Raw genomic sequence first — 17,428 nt, 5'->3', positions numbered from 1 at the left:
CGATCAACTGCTTGTAACTCATGGTAACTACTCTTGTTTTTTGGCGATTACAGAGTACCACCAACAGGCAGTTGATCTCTCCTCACCGATTAACCATGAGTGGTGCACTTATTATCTGAATTCGGGAGTTATTAAAATAAGAAGTTTCCAACACAGCTAGCGTCAGGCTTATTCCCTTAAAACTGCGCAAGTATTAAGGCTAATTTGGTATTATAGTATGGTTTTTTTATAATGCTCACACTATACTCCGTACAAAAAAGAATAGAAAGGAATGAAAAATAACAAATGCAAAAATTCAGAATAACTAAAAACTTGTACCTCTATCAATTTCCACCATTTGAAGGGGATCATGTTGGCTATAATATTTATGCTTTTATTGAAGACAACACGGCTATGCTCCTTGATACCGGATTTGAAGCACATGGAAAAGCTGTTCATGAAGATCTAAACAGCCAGGGTATTAATATTACGCAGGTATTATTCTCTCATTTCCACCCGGATCATATCTCTGGTCTGCCAGCGCTTGCAATGCCAGAACTATATGGAAATCACCATTATAAAAATACACTAAATAAATATATAGATAAAACTAAGCATCATTATTTTGAGGGGCTCAACGAGCTTAATGAAAACTCGGTTTTGCATTTCGGTGAGTTCGATTTTAAATTTGAGTTTATTTCTGGGCATGTGGAGTGTGGTTTGTATACCATCATCAATGATAAATACATCCACGTAGCTGATGACATTATGACGTCAAATAAATCTGAAGCACTTTTGCCAGCTGTTCATATTAGTGGCGCACAAGCACATTTTGATTCTCTTGAAAAATTAAAAAGCTACGCTGAGCTAACGTTACTACTCTCCCATGGAAATCCAATTTCTGGAGCGGAGCAAGTTTTAACCGAAATATCTCAAAGACAAAGTTATCTAAAGGCATTGGCTCAAAGTGAATCACCACTTAGCCTAGAAAAGGCCATAGCTAAATGCACAACTCAGTTTTTACATACAGAGTGGCATAACTACGTATATCGTTAGTCATGCCACACAATGCAAAGTTACCGCTGCACTTATTCTCCAGTTATCTTTATGATAAATCGTTCAAGTCAAAAGTGGCATTCACGCACTTTGTACTTGTAATAGTTCCTTTGCACTCGCTCTTGTTGTATCACTTATTCTATCGCCACCGATTAATCTGGCGATCTCATCGATACGTTCGTTATGTGCCATCGGCGTCATTTTGGTAAAGGTTTCACCATTTTCAACTCGCTTTGCGACAAAAAATTGGTTGTGACCACTGCACGCTACTTGTGGTAAGTGCGTAACGCAGATTACTTGTGTAGACTGGCCAAGTTGGCGCAGTAATTTACCTACTGTTGCCGCTGTCGGCCCAGAGATACCGACGTCCACCTCATCGAAAATCAAAGTAGGGGTGGTGACGCGTGTTGCGATAATAACTTGTATGGCTAGGCTGATCCGCGATAGCTCTCCACCTGAGGCGACTTTCCCCATAGGCTGTAAAGGCTGTCCAGGGTTTGTAGAGACATAAAACTCAATGTGATCATATCCAAGTGGACTCGGCTTTCCACCTAGGTTAGGTGTTAACTGGATCTCAAACTGGCCATCGCCCATTGCAAGTTCTTCCATACTCGCAGAGATACGCTCGTTAAGAGATGCACTGGCCTGCTGGCGACTTTGGCTTAATCCATGAGCAGCTTGGTTGTAGGCGTTAATCGCTTCAGCTATTTCTTCTTCTAGCGCATCGAGTCTTGCGGAGTCAGAGGTAATAGACTCAAGTTCATGTTGCAGTGCTTGGTGATGTTGATAGAGCAACTCAGGCTGAACTTGATGTTTTCTTGCCAAATCTAAGGCTTGTGAAAGTCTATCTTCTAGCTCCTGTAGTCGCATCGGATCTTGCTCGACTGAGTCGGAATAACTGCGGATCTCTCTACTGGCTTCTTCTACTTGAACTGCTGCTTCATCAAGCACTTGCGCAATGTTTTCAAGGGTTTTATCAAAGCTGGTAAGTTCAGAAAATACTTGAGCGCTTTGCTGTAGTTGCGATAACACAGTCTGCTCGTCATTTTCATATAGACGAGATAATTCGCGATGGCACTGTTCTAAAATTGTTTGGCTATGACTTAGGCGTGAATGTTCACTCTCAATATCTTCATATTCACCTTCTTGTAAAGCAAACTCATCAAGCTCAGCGACTTGATATTCAAGAAGTTGTTTTTTTGCTGCTTGTGCCTGTTGTGACTTTTGAAGATCGACATATTCTTTTTGTAGCTTGTGATAGTGACTATATTGTCCCTTAACTGCTTGCAAGAGCGTGGTGTGATTAGCATAAGCATCTAGTAACTGTAACTGATATTCAGGCTTCAATAACAACTGATGAGCATGCTGCCCATGAATAGCAATTAGGTGCTGCCCAAGCTCTTTTTGTTGACCAACCGTGACAGGTGAGCCGTTGATATAGCTTTTACTGCGCCCATTTTTACTGATCACTCTACGAAGAATACATTCATTTTCTTCATTTTCTAGCATATGTTCGGTAAGAAAACGCTTAGCTGCTGGGAGCTGAGACACATCAAACTGAGCTGATATATCGGCTTTTTCACTGCCCGGACGGATTGCTGCAGGATCAGCTCGCTCGCCAAGACAAAGAGAAAGCGCATCAATAGCGATAGATTTACCAGCGCCTGTTTCACCAGTTATTGCGGTCATACCGCAATGCCAGTCGATATTTAGCGCACTAACAATAGCAAAATTTTGAATATTCAGAGCCAAAAGCATACTGTACACCTTAACAAATGATCACTGTTAATTTATACAGTATTTGGGTGTTTAGCAACTTATATCATAAAATTTCTTTCAGATATTAAGCGACACTATTAAGTGTATTCAGCTGAGTGCGCGCTTTTTCATAGCCGGAGCTGATTGTTTTTGTTGCGTCGGTGGTTCTGGCGCTTCCACTGCTGGGTTCTGGATGTTTTCGGCTTCATCATCTTGCAAAGTAGTGGGGGTGTCTGGTGTTTGAATACGTGCAATGAGTGCAGGTAAAATCTCACGATAAAAATCGCGATTATATGCGATCCCTGCGTTTGGCAACTCTGCAACAAAATATTGTAGCTGTTCGGCGAGTAAATCTATATTGCCGTTTTGTCTGCACTTATTTAACTCGTTCGTGACTGAGTAAATGAATAGTTCACTGACTTTTTCGAGTTGAGCGAGATTTTCCTCAGAGTGCGGTTGCACAACAAAAAAATTACCGACAATTGCATTGATCTGCGGGGCATATTTGGGCCGCAAGATCTTTGCTTCTACAAACTCTGTTACTTTCTGTTTAAAGTGGTTGCTTATTACTTTAAGACGGTCATTAAAGGCCTTTTTTTCAGCTTCACGGGCTTTTCTTCTATTGTTTTCAATCACTAAATACACGGAGAGTATAGTGATAAGCAGCGCTAATGTGAAAAATACAACGTAAGCCATTTTATTATTTTTTACCTAATTTAGAAAATTAACCAAGGTTATTTTGCGTAACTTTATGTACTTAGTAAAGCCTACTGCCCCAATTTAATTTCTGCCTAAGAACATTGTAGTAGGAGTAACACTTAGGATGGATAAGTCTAAGCTTTTTCTCTGCTTTTTTTATAACCACTTCATCTCCGGGCAAGACTGCAAGTACTACATGGCTATCACAACTAACCTGTAAGCTATCGGTATTTTCCAAGCTCAACTTTAATTTAACTTCTTTGTCAGCATCAACAACAAGTGGCCGGCTAGACAGTGTATGGGGAAACATGGGAACCAATGACATGGCATTAAGCTCGGGTGTCAAAATAGGCCCGCCACCGGATAATGAGTAAGCCGTCGACCCCGTTGGTGTGGATACTATCAGACCATCGGAACGTTGAGAAAACACAAAATCATCGTCGATGAAGGCTTCAAACTCAATCATGTGCGCGACTTTGTCAGCATGAAGCACCGCCTCATTCATTGCTAAATTTGCACTTTTGAGTTGGTCATGCCTGTATACGGAAACTTCTAATAAAAACCTGGACTCTTCAATAAATTGACCACTTAGTACCGCTTCTAACTGCGCTTCAAACCCTTCGGGGTTGAGATCAGTTAAAAAACCGAGGTTTCCTCTATTCACCCCTATCACAGCAACATCAAAGCGAGCAAGTACCCTTGCTGCACCTAACATATTACCGTCGCCACCTACAACAATTGCCAAATCGCAGCGTTTTCCTAATTCAACTAATTCGACAACACACGTTTCATCTAGGGTTTTAATCTGATCAGCGACACGATCTTCAACGAGTACTTCATATCCTAATGCTTGCAAAAAAGTATAAAGTCGTTGTAAGGTCGTTCCCGCACCCTCATGGTTGGGTTTGCCAATTAAGCCGATAGTGTTAAACGTGGTCGTCATTCAGTCATTTGTCCTTGATATTTTTATAGCAAGATTATCTTAAAAGCGTAGTGCTTGAAACTGACAATTGACACCCATATTAAAATATTTATGAAACTGAATCCTAGAGATGAACAAATTCTGTGCGCGGTTATGCGTCATTACTGTAATGGTGATGGCCAACCTGTTGCATCAAGCAAAATTGCACAGCAAGATGGGCTTTCTATTTGCTCTGCTACTGTACGCAATTCGATGGCACGCCTTGAAAATAAGGGCTTATTATATTCACCGCATACTTCAGCTGGACGCGTACCGACGGATCAAGGGGTAAAATTTTGGTTACAAGAGTTTTTCCCACTGACTGACGTGGCTGTACATTGGCAACCTGACCAGTCAGCGATTGTTTCGTTTGCCCATTTACTAAGCCAAAACTTTCAGGTCTGTTGCTGCGTTGGTTTACCACAAGTTAGCAGCAAGCAGATGTTTCGTGTAGAAGTACTCGATTTTGATCGCAAAAATTGGTTGGTGCTGTTAATAGACAGGGCTGGGCAGTCTCACAATATTTGTATTGATAAACCCGTTGATGACTCCGACGCGCTGCGTTATCAGTTTGCGGCGTGGATGAATACCGTGTTTAGCCAACAGAACTTGGTTGAAGGACTGCATCGGATGCGGGCGATGGCACATAGTGCGCCACCAAGCTGTCATCATATTTTGGCACAGTGGACAAAGCAATTAAGTCAGCAACTGGGCTCTGACAACGCAATTGTTGTGGGCGAGCGTTATTTATATAACCGCCTAGAACTGGATAAAGAAATTAACATTGGCGTTGGTTTTTTAGAGCAGGTTGAAGATCGCTTAGCATTTAAAGATGGCGTATCGGTATTATTGGGGGAGGAGCTGAGTATGCTTGATTTAGGTCGGGTAGTTGTACTAAGTGTGCCCTATTTTTCTAAAGGACAATATCAAAGTCGTTTCTGCGCGATTTGTCCCGCAGACTCGAAGATTGAGGCAATCTTAACTGAATTCAAAAAATTGCCTCAGTAAAGGGTTGAAACTCTCATTTCAATCCCCATAATTACGGCAGTTGTAAAGAATCGGAGAATAATCACATGTCTGAGCAGACAAAAGCCACAGAGCAAGAGCTTGATCAAGAACAAACGCAAGTGGAAGCAGAAACGGTTGAAGCACAAGAGCAACAATCAGAACAAGCTGAAAATGTGAGTGAGTTGAGCCCAGAAGAAGAAATTGCTGGCTTGTATGCGCAGCTAGAAACGGCTAAGCAGACCATTGACTCGCAAAAAGACAGCGTAGTTCGCGCCGCAGCAGAGCTAGAAAATGTACGCCGTCGTGCAGCTCAAGATGTTGAAAAAGCGCATAAGTTCGCACTTGAAAAATTCTCAAATGAATTGCTACCCGTCATTGATAACCTAGAGCGTGCGATTGAGTTTTCTGACAAAGAAAATGACACGCTTAAGCCTGTGTTGGAAGGTATCGATATGACGATTAAGTCTTTTGCTGATGCGTTGGCAAAGTTTGGCGTTGAGGCTGTAAACCCTCAAGGTGAAGCGTTCAACCCCGAATTACATCAAGCTATGTCTATTCAGCCAAGTAACGACGTTTCGCCAAATACTGTGCTAGCCGTGATGCAAAAAGGCTACACTCTAAATGGCCGTTTATTGCGTCCTGCTATGGTGATGGTATCGAAAGCGGCTGAGTAAACCTCGGATCCGCTTGCAATACCAAAGTCGGCTTAATACTTGAGGGTAAAAGTGAGCGACTTATAAGAGGCTACCAAAATGGGTGGCCTTTTTTATGTTCAGTGACTGAGGGTAAGAACGTGCGGATACCAATTTGACTTAATACTTGCTCAATTTGAAGGAGTAAATCTGACGCTAACAGCGTTAAAAATTTCTTATTTAGAACAACTAAATAGCGAAATTTTTGCCTGGTTATCGACAAGATTTTCTCGCCTCAAAATAGACCACTTAATTAAGAAAATTGGTATTAGCGCTAAATGTAGCCGATTATGCTATTTGATGCCCCGCTACCATTGGCAGCGTTTTACCTTTGCAAACCATGAACTCGAAAAAGATTTTTCTGTTATCGGTTGGGGAGCGATGATGTCAACACTTAGCTCCTTCGCTAAATAACGATGTACCAGTATTTTTACCTTATCACTCTCTAATTGTGTATAAGCGACTTGCAGTTCATCTCTTGTTGCTTGACTGATAATTTCACCTTCTAATTGATGATAGCGTGCTTCTAGCCATTGTAACCACGCTTGTTTTGCCACATTTGGAAAAGCATTAGTTAGTGTTGAAGTTGGCCCTTGTAGTCGTTCGTAATTGACAATATGTTTTTGAATTAGAAAAACAAACATAAGATAGATCCCTGCGGATATTTGTCCAGCTCGTTTATCAATAGCCTGATAGCCGAGTAGCGCACTGCGAAAATACTGCTCAGCCTCTGGTACTTTTCCCTGATCTAACGCCAAACTCCCTAAATTGCTCTCCAACATTGCAAGGATAGGAGTTTGTTTCAGTTCAATGGCAAGCTGACGTGCTTTGTGATAAATGTTACGGGCTTTTTTATAACGATTTTGGTTGCGTGCAAGTAGTGCGATACTGTTCATCAAAGATAATCTTTGGCGATCGTTTTTTGCATACTTATACGCGCACTCTAAACTCATTTCAGCGTCCTGCAAGTATTCTTGGTGTCGTAACCAAATGCCCAGAGCACTCAGCACAGTAGGAAGGTTTGCTTTGAATGTCACTGTATGTGAATGAGCGAAAACAGCGTTGATTGAGTCATAAAGGCGGTCTTGCTGATTAGTTGGAACTGATGCACGAGCATTTAGTAAATGCCATTGAATATAAAGGTCAACAGGAGCGGTTGACAAGCCTTCTAGGCTATCCAAAATGACTAGAGAGTGAGCTGGATTAACGGTTAAATAGTCCTTAGCTTCATCTAGTTTTTGTGCAAACTGCGTCGAGTCATCAGCTAGAGCTGCTTTTATCATACAAATTAGCCAAAGAATGAAAACAATCGAGCGTCGCAAATCTGCCTCGCAGTACCGTAGTCAATATAATAAATGTAGTCGCTTGCAGTAACATGTGGCAAGCCGAGTTTGGCTATTTGCTGATGTTACGTAGTAGAATGAGGTGTAAATATTGAGCGAAAGCGATTTCTCAATCGTCATGGCTTCGCTCAATATCTCTGGTTGTTCAATTGATATTATAAAGTGCCGCTTTTCGTATCGGACATAAATAAAGCATGTAGCTCAGCTTGCTTCGCATTAATGAGTTGATTGATCGTACTTAACTCATCTGAGGTGATGGTTTTTTTACTAAGCATATAACGCACTGGTGTGCTAAAGGCATCAACATTTGCATAGACAATACCCGTATAACTAGAAGATCTGATCAAATGATTACCAGCCAACTTATCTTCAATTGCATAATCGACTCTACCAATCCGCAGTAAGTCAAAGCGTCGTGTCGCATTTGGGAGGCGGATAACCTGCTCGTTGTTGTGGTTTTGAGTCAACGTTGCAAAGGTATCACCGTAGTAGCTGCCATTATTGATGGCAAAGGTATTGCCTGTAAGTAGAAGCGACTCGATATGCATATCGGTTCTTGGGTTTTCTTTTAGTTGGAATAACGCCATGATCTCTTGACGATATGCTGTAGTAAAGTGGGCATATTTTACTCGTTCTGGGGTTTGAGTTGCGGCAACAAGTAAGTCGATATTACCAGCTTTGATCTCTGCAAACATTCTCGCTGATGAAGGGTAAATTATGTATTTAAGGCAATACGCTGGGCGAGTAAAAATGGTGTTTAATGCTGATATCTCAAGACCAGATAAGGTATTGTCTTGGTGCTCAATATAGGGTGGCCAATAAATTTCATTTAAACCAACACGTAACGTCTTAAAACAGGTTGCGGTAACTTCAAATGCACAAAGAATGAGTAGTAAACTAAGTGGAATATAACTTGAATATGGCATTATAGACTGGCCCTGAGAAGCCATTTTTTAATATAAAAATGAGTCATCAGCAAAGTAAAAAGGGGATATTTATTTTATATTAATTCATGATGTCTATACTTTTATATAATACTAAGGTGTTATTTTCGAGAGTTGAGTACAGTGCCTATCACATTAATGAGCTCATTTTGGTCAATTGGTTTGGCGACATATCCGTCAAAACCAACTCGCTCATAGAGTGCTTTGTCCTCTGCAAATGCGTTAGCCGTTAGAGCGATAATGGGAATTTGAGGGTGATGTTGTTTTAAGTATTTACAGGCATCAACACCATCCATCTCTGGCATTTGAATATCCATTAAAATGAGATCGGGGGAGTGTTTAGTAGCCAGCTCAATCGCTTCTTTTCCGTTATTTGCAAGGGTGATGTCACCATTGGATTTGTTGATCATTGAACGGACAACCATTTGATTGATTGGATTATCTTCTGCAAGAAGAATGGCAACTCCACTAAGATCTGGTGCCGAGTCTTCAGCATGCTTGGATGAAGTTGTTATTTGCGTAGATCTTTGTAGCGGCAGCTCGACAGTAAACACGCTACCATGGCCAAGTTTACTTTCTACGCTAATTTTACCCGCCATGAGTTCTACTAGTGAGCGAGTAATTGATAGCCCTAAGCCTGTTCCTCCAAACTTTCTGGTTGTTGATTTATCGGCTTGTTCAAACCGGGAAAATAGCTTTTGTATGGTTGTGTCGCTCATGCCTATCCCAGTATCTACCACTTTGATAAGCAAACCTGTCTCATTTTCTAGTGTTGTTACTTGTATCTTAATGTGACCAGACTCGGTAAATTTAATCGAGTTAGACAGTAAATTGAGTAATATTTGCCTCGTCCTTACCTCATCTCCCAACCAATGCTTGTGCTCAAGCATCATGTCTACCTTAAAATCTAACCCCTTATTTTTAGCTAGTACTAAAAAATCAGAGTGCAAATGCTCTATCAACACACCAATATCAAAAACCCGTTGCTCTAGCTCGATCCGGCCAGCTTCTATTTTTGAAAAGTCTAATATATCGTTAATAATTGTGTTAAGTGCCTTAATAGAATAAGTGGCTTTTTCCACAAGATCAGATGCAGTGTTACTAAGCGGCTCTGATTTTAATAATTGTAGGGTGCCATACAGGCCATTCATTGGTGTTCGTATCTCATGACTCATATTTGCTAAAAACATTGCTTTGGCCTTTGCTGCTTGCTCTGCAGCTTCTTTTGCCTGCGATAGCTCCCGTTCGTGTTTAAGCTGCTCTGTAAGATCGTTTGCGATCCCTAAAAAGCCATCGATTTGACCTTGTTCATCTCTTAAAGCAGTAACGTTTAACTTTATTTGGACATGTTGATTTTGTTTGGTGACGTATGTCCAACGGCTAGTGTCTACCTCACCTTGTTTTGCTTTTGCAATAAAGACTTCAAAATCAGGCTGGATCGGCTGTTTCAGTTCATCGGTAAGGGCATGTGCTTTTGCTATTACTTCACTTTTTAGGTGGCAGCTATCTGGGTAGTATTTACCAATTAGCTCAGCTTTTTTATAGCCAAGTAAGCGCTCTGCAGCAGGGTTAAACTGGGTTATATTTCCGCTTTTGTCGGTTGCGATTATGGCGTACCCAGAGCCTTCAACAATGCTTGTATGAAGTTGACTATATTTGACTATTTCTTTGGTGCGGGCTTTTACTTCTTGTTCTAAAGATGAGTTCAACTTTGCAAGTGACAGCGCTTTCTCGGCCTCTACCGCTAGTTTCTCTTTTTCTGCAAGGCGCTGCTGAAGATAGCTCAACAGTAAAATGTAGGTGATAACGGCGAGTAAAAATGAAACCAGTAAAGAGACTTGGAGTATCAAGTTAGGAGAAGTTAGGTTTAGAGATTTTATAAACATTGGGGTAGGAGAGGTAGTTACCTCCCACACTCTACCAAATAGATATAGCTGCTTGGTTGACATATGTTTTGCTGCCACAGCCCCTTTGGGCATAGAGCTGTAAAAGGGGATAGCTGTTACGTTGGTTACATCAGATATTTGAACAGATACATCTTGTCTGAACGACAACAAGGTAGACAGAATTTCATCGACGAGGAGTGGAGAGTATGTCCAACCAACGAGGTTATCAAGATGAATAGTTGTCTCGTGAATATCTACAGGTGTGTTGTAAACGGGGGCGAGGATCAAAAAGCCATACTTAATTTTGTTGTCAGCTTGCACAAGCGTAATAGGAGCGGTAAGTCTCGGCGAATTGGTCGTTGCTGCCTCCAAAGCTGCTGCTCTACGATTCTCCTCAGAGCCGATATCTAGCCCCACGGCTTGTTTATTATTTATCTCAGGTTCAATATATTGAATAACAAAATTACTGTCGGAGTGTGGGTTTAAGTATTTTATCGCAAAGTTATTATCACTACGCTCAGTTTTAGCGCGAGCAACAAAGGTATCGAGCTGTGCCGTAGGAATATATTTTATAAACCCAAGTCCGCGAGCACCGGGATATTCAACCTCAAAGTTAAAAGACTGAATATATTGCTGCATAGCTTGATAATTAAACTGCTGTGGATTTGCGTAGATGGCAGAGCGAAGACCTAGAACCCCATACCAATATAAAGTAACCCGCTCTCGGACTCCCTCGGTAATATGTGCCAAACGGGAAGACAATGCTGATGAAACCTTCTCCGCATGATGCTGTTTTTCTTGCTCAAATAAAACTAGTCCATAAGCCATTCCAACGATAAGTACAACCAGTGCGGCAATGAGCGGCAGAAGTCGAATTTGATAAATACTCGGCAGTGGCACATTAGTTTCCTTGCACGGTTTGTCTACGTCTTATGGTAGTCGAGGTCAGATTGAATAGATAGGAAAAATAGTGTTTATACCGGCTAATAATTTGTGTGCTTAAAGCTGTTGCTGCTCACAACTGTGTGAGAGGTTAGCGACAAGTACGCAAGCTTATCTAGTATTGGGTAAAAACATCTGGCAAGCTTAGTATTATATATTTCAGCTAGTTAACTAACATCCTACATCGAGTTCAGATTAAATAGTTTGTTAAACATAAGTATAGCTTGGGCAATATTTAACAATGCTTGATGGCGAACAGATTGCTTTTGATAGTAATGCGAGCACAGATATAAGTTTATGATAAGGGTTTTATGATGCAGTGGGGAGTCATGCCACCAGAGCAAATAGGTTCACAAAAGCGAACCCGCACCCTGGGGCTTAACTCAGTTACCCGCCAGTTTAATGAGCTGGCAGTCCCCGGCCTTGGCGGTGTAAAATATGTCAAACCTGTTTTTCTTGCGTGTTTGGGGATACAAGTTGCTCAACAAGTGCGTGATTTGGGCAAGCATGTCAATAACCTTCAGGTTACGAATGCCATCGAGGCGCTGGCTTGTTACTTAGGTTACAAAGAAAATAATTGGCAACCCAATCGGCGTTTAAGGGGGATCACAAAGTTACGAGCGCCAAAAAATACGACCTATGATACATTTAGCGCAGCGTACTTTTATGTGACTCAACCAATGAGAATGAGTACGGTACAAGCTTTACCTGCTCTTGGTTTAGTCAACTCCAAAGGCGAACGTTTTAATAACTTTCGACTCAGTGAGCAAGGAGCTGATCTGGTTAGCGCAGGTTGTGCGATCACGAAAATTAACGTAACAAATTTTCTTACTCAATGGGTGCTTGGTCTAAAACAACTCCCTCATCATCCTTATCAGTTAACTCGGGTACTCGCGCCTCACATTAAGCTTGATACAATGGCTTTAGCCATTTTTCGCCAAGCGCTGTTGTCGGGCAATGAAACCGCAGTGATAAGAAGAAAAGCGATACTGGAGTGGGTCAAGTACGCAGAGTGTAAAGCTTGGAAAAGCTGGCAACGGCCGCATTGTATTGATGCCTCTCATTTCAACGACTTAAAAAGTGGCGCATACTTTTTCGCGCTTAGAGACAAGGCACTGGGTTTACTGAATGTGATTGAAGTTCATATCCTGGGGTTGCAGTCTAAAAAGCTAAAATTGTCGGCTAAGCTACCTAACGGGATTCAGGACGCCACTACATTGTTGAGACAAGCTGCCACCGCATTTTTGGCGTTATCCTATGATCCCACATGCAATAAAGAAGCGACAATGTTTGCAAAGTCATGTGCTCAGCAAAGTGATATAGCAGTGATCCAATTTTTAGTTGAAAAAGATGAAGTTGTGCTGCGTTACATAGAGCAATGTATCTTACCTGCGGCAGCCTTTGGCGACCCAGATCCTGTCCATTCGGAGCCAGACAATAAAACACAGCACTTTGCTCCAAATATCTCATACAGAGTACCGAATATGTATCAGCTCAATAGAGACTTTGAAGGTAAGGAGGATGACACTGATGAGTAAGGAGCAGGCCAAAGCACTTAGTGATCAGTTTATCTCGCCAGCAGGCTATGCAGGGATGTTTGGTCTTATCGTTGGTTACTCTGCTGATGTGCATTTTTTAAACACGGCAATTGAAAAATTCACGCTGCAAACAACAATGCAAAGAGCGTATCAAGGAGCGATGAGATTAGCGCTTGTTTTAGACCCAAGACGTGCACAGTTGTCACCAACAGCATGTCCTGGCCTTATTCACCTTCCATTTCGCAGTGAGGGGAAAAGAAACTTTAACTTACTCCACAGTAAAGTGGCGCTGCTGGGGTTTAAGTCACTCGCATCTGATGACCATCTTTTTAGGTTAGTCGTATCGACAGGTAACTGGACACGACAGACACTTGAAGACAGTCTAGATTTTGTGTGGTCGATAGATGTGGACTTACGTAGTGATGATAAACAAGGTATTGCTGATATTGCCGCGGCCTATCACTTATTGAGCGACATATTAACTAATGTAGATACACGTATTTTTAATCCCGCCGCAGGAAATATCCACGGCATAGTTGGTGGGCGAGATTATTACAACTTTCATCGTATACTGACAGGAATAAAGCGCACTCAAGGCATAAAAGCTAGGTTTTTCGACAACCGAAAGCAAGCGCTGTGCGCGCAGCTCGCACCACTTATAAAACATCACAGTGGTGATAAAAAACGCAATCTTTTACTATTAGGATCTGGCTTTTACGAAAACTCGGAGCACCGCGGCTCGCCTAAAGTACTTAGCCATATTCATAACACTCTTTTGGAACAAGGGTTACTCAGTCTAGGCGCACAAAAACACATTGTTGTTAATCCAGACTCTTGTCAAGCAGTAGCGCATAGCTTTGGCAGTTTAATAAAAGACAAATGGCAAGTGTACCGAGCTTATGATCCGCTTTCAAAACAAGGCAAGCAAAGCCGAAGCCTACACGGAAAATTTATTTTTTCTGCGTATAAGCAGCGTAATCGGGATAGCTGTGGACAGGCATGGGTGTACTTAGGATCTGGCAATCTTACTAAGCCAGGCTTTACCCAAAAAGCATCTTATAGCGGGGGGAACTTAGAGGCTGGCATTGTATTCAGTCCTAAGGGGTTAACTTGGGGTGGCGAAGATAATCCAGACAGTGCGATTAGCAACAAGTTTCCGGTGTGCTTAGAAAAAGAATACCAGGTTACTGATCTTAACAGCCTACAATCAGGCAGCGAGTTTACGGAGCAGCAATCACAACATATTGCGTTACCCATTGCATATTTTGTAATTACACGCACAGCTCAGCAGTATTGTGTACTAAAACCAAATGTCCCTTTTACGTCCAAATGTAAGTTCGATAAGCGCCACCGTGGCCAATATCGTGTTAAAAATACTGAACGCATAAATTGGTATGGAGAGACACCTCGACAACTCACGGTTAGTTATCATCATGATGGAATGACTTTGAGTGCAGATATACCGGTGATCGATGAGTTTGGTCGTATTGCCGCAACTGTGCTGCCACAGTTAGAACTTGATGATGCGTGGCAAGCGTTTAGCGCCTTTCCAAATCCGCTGAGTGTTGCTGATGACAGTATAGACCAAAAGGGGCAAGGCGGCGGTACTGCCAGTGCTTCTAGCTCGACGTCTTCGGAAGATAAAAGCTATCTTATTAACGCAATGATGGGATTAGTTGAGCTAATTGCCGAAAAGCAAACACAAGTGTTAGAGCAAGATTGGCCACAGTGGTGTGCTCGACTTGAGCAAACGCTATTGCAGCTAAAGCAAAATGAGGCATTTGCTTATTTTAAGGAGCTTGCGGTCAATCCTTTGTCGCCACTTTGGCATTCACCGTTTCGACCTCAGTTTGCTGAAACAGTAGAAAATGAGCACGGTAAACGTTACGAAAAAACGCTTAGTCGAATTGAGCAAAAGCTCGAGCTAGCGCAATTACATAGAATAGGAACAGGTGATGCAATTTGATGGTTGGCAACAGGTTGCGGATCTACTGCTTGACTCAGTCGATGACAATAACCACCTAGATGAAGGGCAAAAAATCAGTGTAAGAGCGATGATTAAACGCTTGCAGAAGTCGGGTGTGATCATCGCAGACGAAGTAGGCATGGGCAAAACCCGAATAGCAGTGGAGATCATTAATGCAGTTAAGCGAGCAGGCGGACGCGTTTTGGTCATTATCCCGTCTAATCTGGGGTTTCAATGGCAAACTGAATTGGCTGCGCGAGACCCATGGTTAAAATCCAAGCCTGTACTGACCAGTTTATGGCGCTTCTTAGATGCCTACAGTGATACCGAACACGCTTCTGCGTGGTCAAATGAGCAAATAGTCTTGCTCTCTCAGCGCTTTGCAAGTTGGCGAGTGAGTGAAAATTCAAACTCTGCGCGTTTTGCTTTGCTACCTCAAGTTTTTGCGCAGTATTGTAAAAGCACCAGTAAGCGCTTCCCAAAAGGGTATAAAAATTGGTCAGGTAGGCATGCTGGCACAGCTGAAAACTGTGCTAAAGAAATTGTTCAACGCGTTGATACCCACCCTGTATTGACCGAAATAGTCAAAGAATTTGATTGGCGTCGAGCTATGTTAGATAGCAACTTTTGTTCTGATGAGCAAAATAAAACCTTACTAAAAAAAGCGGTGGGCTTAGGGCTTGGAGAGTTTGATCTTGTCGTGATTGATGAAGCGCATAAAAGCCGGGGTGATGAAAGTAGTCTAAATGCTATCTTAGAGCATATTGTGTTACAAACCCCCACTGCACGTCGTATTGCCATGACCGCCACTCCAGTGGAGCTTGATGTGGGGCAGTGGGGCGACATACTAAATCGGATCTGTGTGCCACAATCTCAACGAGATGACATTTTGAAAGTGGCATACCAATATGTGCAAACCATAACTCAACTTAGAAAAACATGGCGTGCAGACCAGAAAATTGTGCAACAGTATCAGGCTATATCTAAGCGCTTTGAACTAGCACTTTCGCCTTATTTACTAAGAAGAGACAAACGTCAAGATAAGTATATTCGTGATTTTTGTAAAGTCTCTGGGCTATCAATCAATGCTTACCGGCGATATACGCCGATATTGATAGAAGTTTCAGAACTATCGCCGCAGTGGAAGCAAATTGTGTGTGCCGTTGAGGGATTCTCAGCGGCTGCCCATAAGCTACCAGATGGAAAATCAAAAAGAGCGAGGTTAACGCTTGCCAGTGGTCATGGTATTGCAGAAATCATAGACAGTGCAATGAAAGCGCCTAAGTACACCAAAAACCAAGATACCGACGTCGCCACTTATAAAAAGCAGCAAAGGGCAAACTGGTGGCAATCTGTCATTACACAATCCTACCAATCAGGCGAAGCGTCACTGTATAGTCACCCTGCCATTATCAAGGTGGTGAATGAAATAGAGCAAGATTTGCGACAAAGGCAAAAAGTATTGGTATTTGGCAAAATGACCAGACCGATGCGAGCGCTAACCAATTTATTGAACGCCAGAGCCATGCTCAAGTCACTAAAAAAGAAAACGTACTGGCCACAAAGTAAGATATGGGCTGGTGGAAAAAACCACGAAGAGTCAGAAGAATTTGCTGTGAAAATGGCATGCAAGCAGCTAAATATCAGTTGGACACTGACTGAAATAAACCAAAAACTACGCAAGCAATATAAAGCCAATGACAAACGGTTAAGTCGGGAAAAAAACACCCTCATTAAGAAGATTGCAAAATCCAAAAAGGTCTTTGACTCAAGGACTCTGGCCTTATTTGAAAAATTTCAAACGTCGCAGCAAGCCGGGTCAAAGAGTAAAAACATAACGCCTTTTATGCACGCTATTTTTGAACTGGCGGATAAAGCCTCGTCGATCCCTTCATCGGTAGAGTTGGCTAAAAGTTTTATGAGTTTAATGGATGCGGTAAGTGCAAAAGCGGCATGTAGTGAAAGCGATAATCCTAATATGCGAGTTTCTGACGAACAGTGGCATTTGATTGAGGAGCGGGTGATTAAAGAGTTTGGACACGTGAGAGGTGCGATGGCTAGGTTTATGTATGGTGATACCGATCCGCATAGTCGTAAAGTGATGCAGCTCGGGTTTAATCGCGAGCACAGCTACCCCAGAGTCATGGTTGCTCAATCGACCGTTGGTCGAGAAGGGCTTAATCTCCATAGAGCTTGTCGAGTGGTGTATTTACTACATCCAGAGTGGAATCCGGGGGTGGTAGAGCAGCAAATTGGACGAGTTGACAGGATTGGCTCGCGGTGGCAAAAAGAATTTAAAGCGCATCAAGCAAATCAAGCCAGTAACGGTGAGCTTCCCTTTATTGAAATAAAGCCTGTGATTTTTAAAGGCACCTATGACGAATACAATTGGCAGGTACTGCATGCTCGCTGGGATGAGCTGCGCTCACAGCTGCATGGTATCATCTTACCAGGCTCCGAGCGCAGTAATGGTGATGAAGCGCTATATGACAAATTGTGTGCCGTTGCACCGGACTTTTCACCTAAGTAACCTGAACGTGGGATAATAACTTGTTCTCTAGTGGCTTTTACGCCTAACAACAGCGTTAAGTTTTTTTGCAATATTAGCTGATTAACTCAAACCTTATCCCGAGCCAAGCTAAGTAGCGGTGGGGAG

12 protein-coding genes are annotated in these 17,428 nt (G+C 42.2%); 6 read left to right on the top strand and 6 right to left on the bottom strand.

Translation table 11 applies throughout. The annotated features are described in order from the left end of the window. The first annotated feature begins 285 nt into the window (after positions 1 to 285). Positions 286 to 1,035, top strand: a complete 750-nt coding sequence (locus F9Y84_RS18685) for an MBL fold metallo-hydrolase (RefSeq protein WP_147391323.1) — start codon at positions 286 to 288, stop codon at positions 1,033 to 1,035. 81 nt (positions 1,036 to 1,116) lie between these two features. On the opposite strand, the gene recN is transcribed toward F9Y84_RS18685, so the two are convergent. The 3 genes from recN to nadK form a co-directional block, all read right to left on the bottom strand. Continuing rightward, entirely contained in the window at positions 1,117 to 2,793 is a 1,677-nt protein-coding gene (gene recN, locus F9Y84_RS18680) for a DNA repair protein RecN (RefSeq protein ID WP_125252468.1), read from the bottom strand. Positions 2,794 to 2,901: 108 nt separating this feature from the next. Next, on the bottom strand, positions 2,902 to 3,489 hold the full coding sequence (locus F9Y84_RS18675; protein ID WP_147391324.1) for a hypothetical protein: 588 nt from the start codon (positions 3,487 to 3,489) through the stop codon (positions 2,902 to 2,904). Positions 3,490 to 3,550: 61 nt separating this feature from the next. After that, the gene (gene nadK, locus F9Y84_RS18670) at positions 3,551 to 4,435 is read right to left on the bottom strand and encodes an NAD(+) kinase (protein ID WP_125252470.1); all 885 of its coding nucleotides are present in this window, start codon (positions 4,433 to 4,435) and stop codon (positions 3,551 to 3,553) included. A gap of 90 nt (positions 4,436 to 4,525) precedes the next feature. Here nadK and F9Y84_RS18665 point away from each other — a divergent pair, with 90 nt between their 5' ends. Then, positions 4,526 to 5,461 carry an HrcA family transcriptional regulator gene (locus F9Y84_RS18665; RefSeq protein ID WP_176032324.1) on the top strand — a complete coding sequence of 312 codons (936 nt, stop codon included), beginning with the start codon at positions 4,526 to 4,528 and terminating at the stop codon, positions 5,459 to 5,461. A gap of 65 nt (positions 5,462 to 5,526) precedes the next feature. Next, positions 5,527 to 6,135 (top strand): nucleotide exchange factor GrpE, encoded by a 609-nt coding sequence (gene grpE / locus F9Y84_RS18660; protein ID WP_125252472.1) that lies wholly within the window; start codon positions 5,527 to 5,529, stop codon positions 6,133 to 6,135. Positions 6,136 to 6,461: 326 nt separating this feature from the next. Here the strand turns inward: grpE and F9Y84_RS18655 are convergent, their stop codons facing one another. The 3 genes from F9Y84_RS18655 to F9Y84_RS18645 form a co-directional block, all read right to left on the bottom strand. Next, positions 6,462 to 7,436 carry a tetratricopeptide repeat protein gene (locus F9Y84_RS18655; RefSeq protein WP_307724508.1) on the bottom strand — a complete coding sequence of 325 codons (975 nt, stop codon included), beginning with the start codon at positions 7,434 to 7,436 and terminating at the stop codon, positions 6,462 to 6,464. Between the two features lie 215 nt (positions 7,437 to 7,651). Next, entirely contained in the window at positions 7,652 to 8,422 is a 771-nt protein-coding gene (locus F9Y84_RS18650) for a substrate-binding periplasmic protein (RefSeq protein ID WP_147390245.1), read from the bottom strand. Positions 8,423 to 8,541: 119 nt separating this feature from the next. After that, positions 8,542 to 11,226: a CHASE domain-containing protein gene (locus tag F9Y84_RS18645; RefSeq protein WP_244297285.1), complete on the bottom strand. Its 2,685-nt coding sequence runs from the start codon at positions 11,224 to 11,226 to the stop codon at positions 8,542 to 8,544. 353 nt (positions 11,227 to 11,579) lie between these two features. Between F9Y84_RS18645 and F9Y84_RS18640 the strand changes: the two genes are divergently transcribed. From F9Y84_RS18640 to F9Y84_RS18630, 3 genes are read left to right on the top strand one after another with little or no spacing between them, the layout of a single operon-like run. Further along, on the top strand, positions 11,580 to 12,806 hold the full coding sequence (locus F9Y84_RS18640) for a hypothetical protein (RefSeq protein WP_147390244.1): 1,227 nt from the start codon (positions 11,580 to 11,582) through the stop codon (positions 12,804 to 12,806). Next, positions 12,790 to 14,772 carry a phospholipase D-like domain-containing protein gene (locus F9Y84_RS18635; protein WP_147390243.1) on the top strand — a complete coding sequence of 661 codons (1,983 nt, stop codon included), beginning with the start codon at positions 12,790 to 12,792 and terminating at the stop codon, positions 14,770 to 14,772. Before F9Y84_RS18640 ends, F9Y84_RS18635 begins: the two co-directional genes overlap by 17 nt. Further along, positions 14,762 to 17,302 (top strand): DEAD/DEAH box helicase family protein, encoded by a 2,541-nt coding sequence (locus F9Y84_RS18630; protein WP_147390242.1) that lies wholly within the window; start codon positions 14,762 to 14,764, stop codon positions 17,300 to 17,302. The genes F9Y84_RS18635 and F9Y84_RS18630 overlap by 11 nt, the downstream gene beginning before the upstream one ends. Positions 17,303 to 17,428 lie beyond the last annotated feature (126 nt).

This window comes from Pseudoalteromonas peptidolytica (assembly GCF_012641745.1).
Taxonomy (GTDB): Bacteria; Pseudomonadota; Gammaproteobacteria; order Enterobacterales; family Alteromonadaceae; genus Pseudoalteromonas; species Pseudoalteromonas peptidolytica.
The sequence above is the reverse complement of the archived record's forward strand: the minus strand, read 5'-3'. Positions and strand labels throughout refer to the sequence as shown.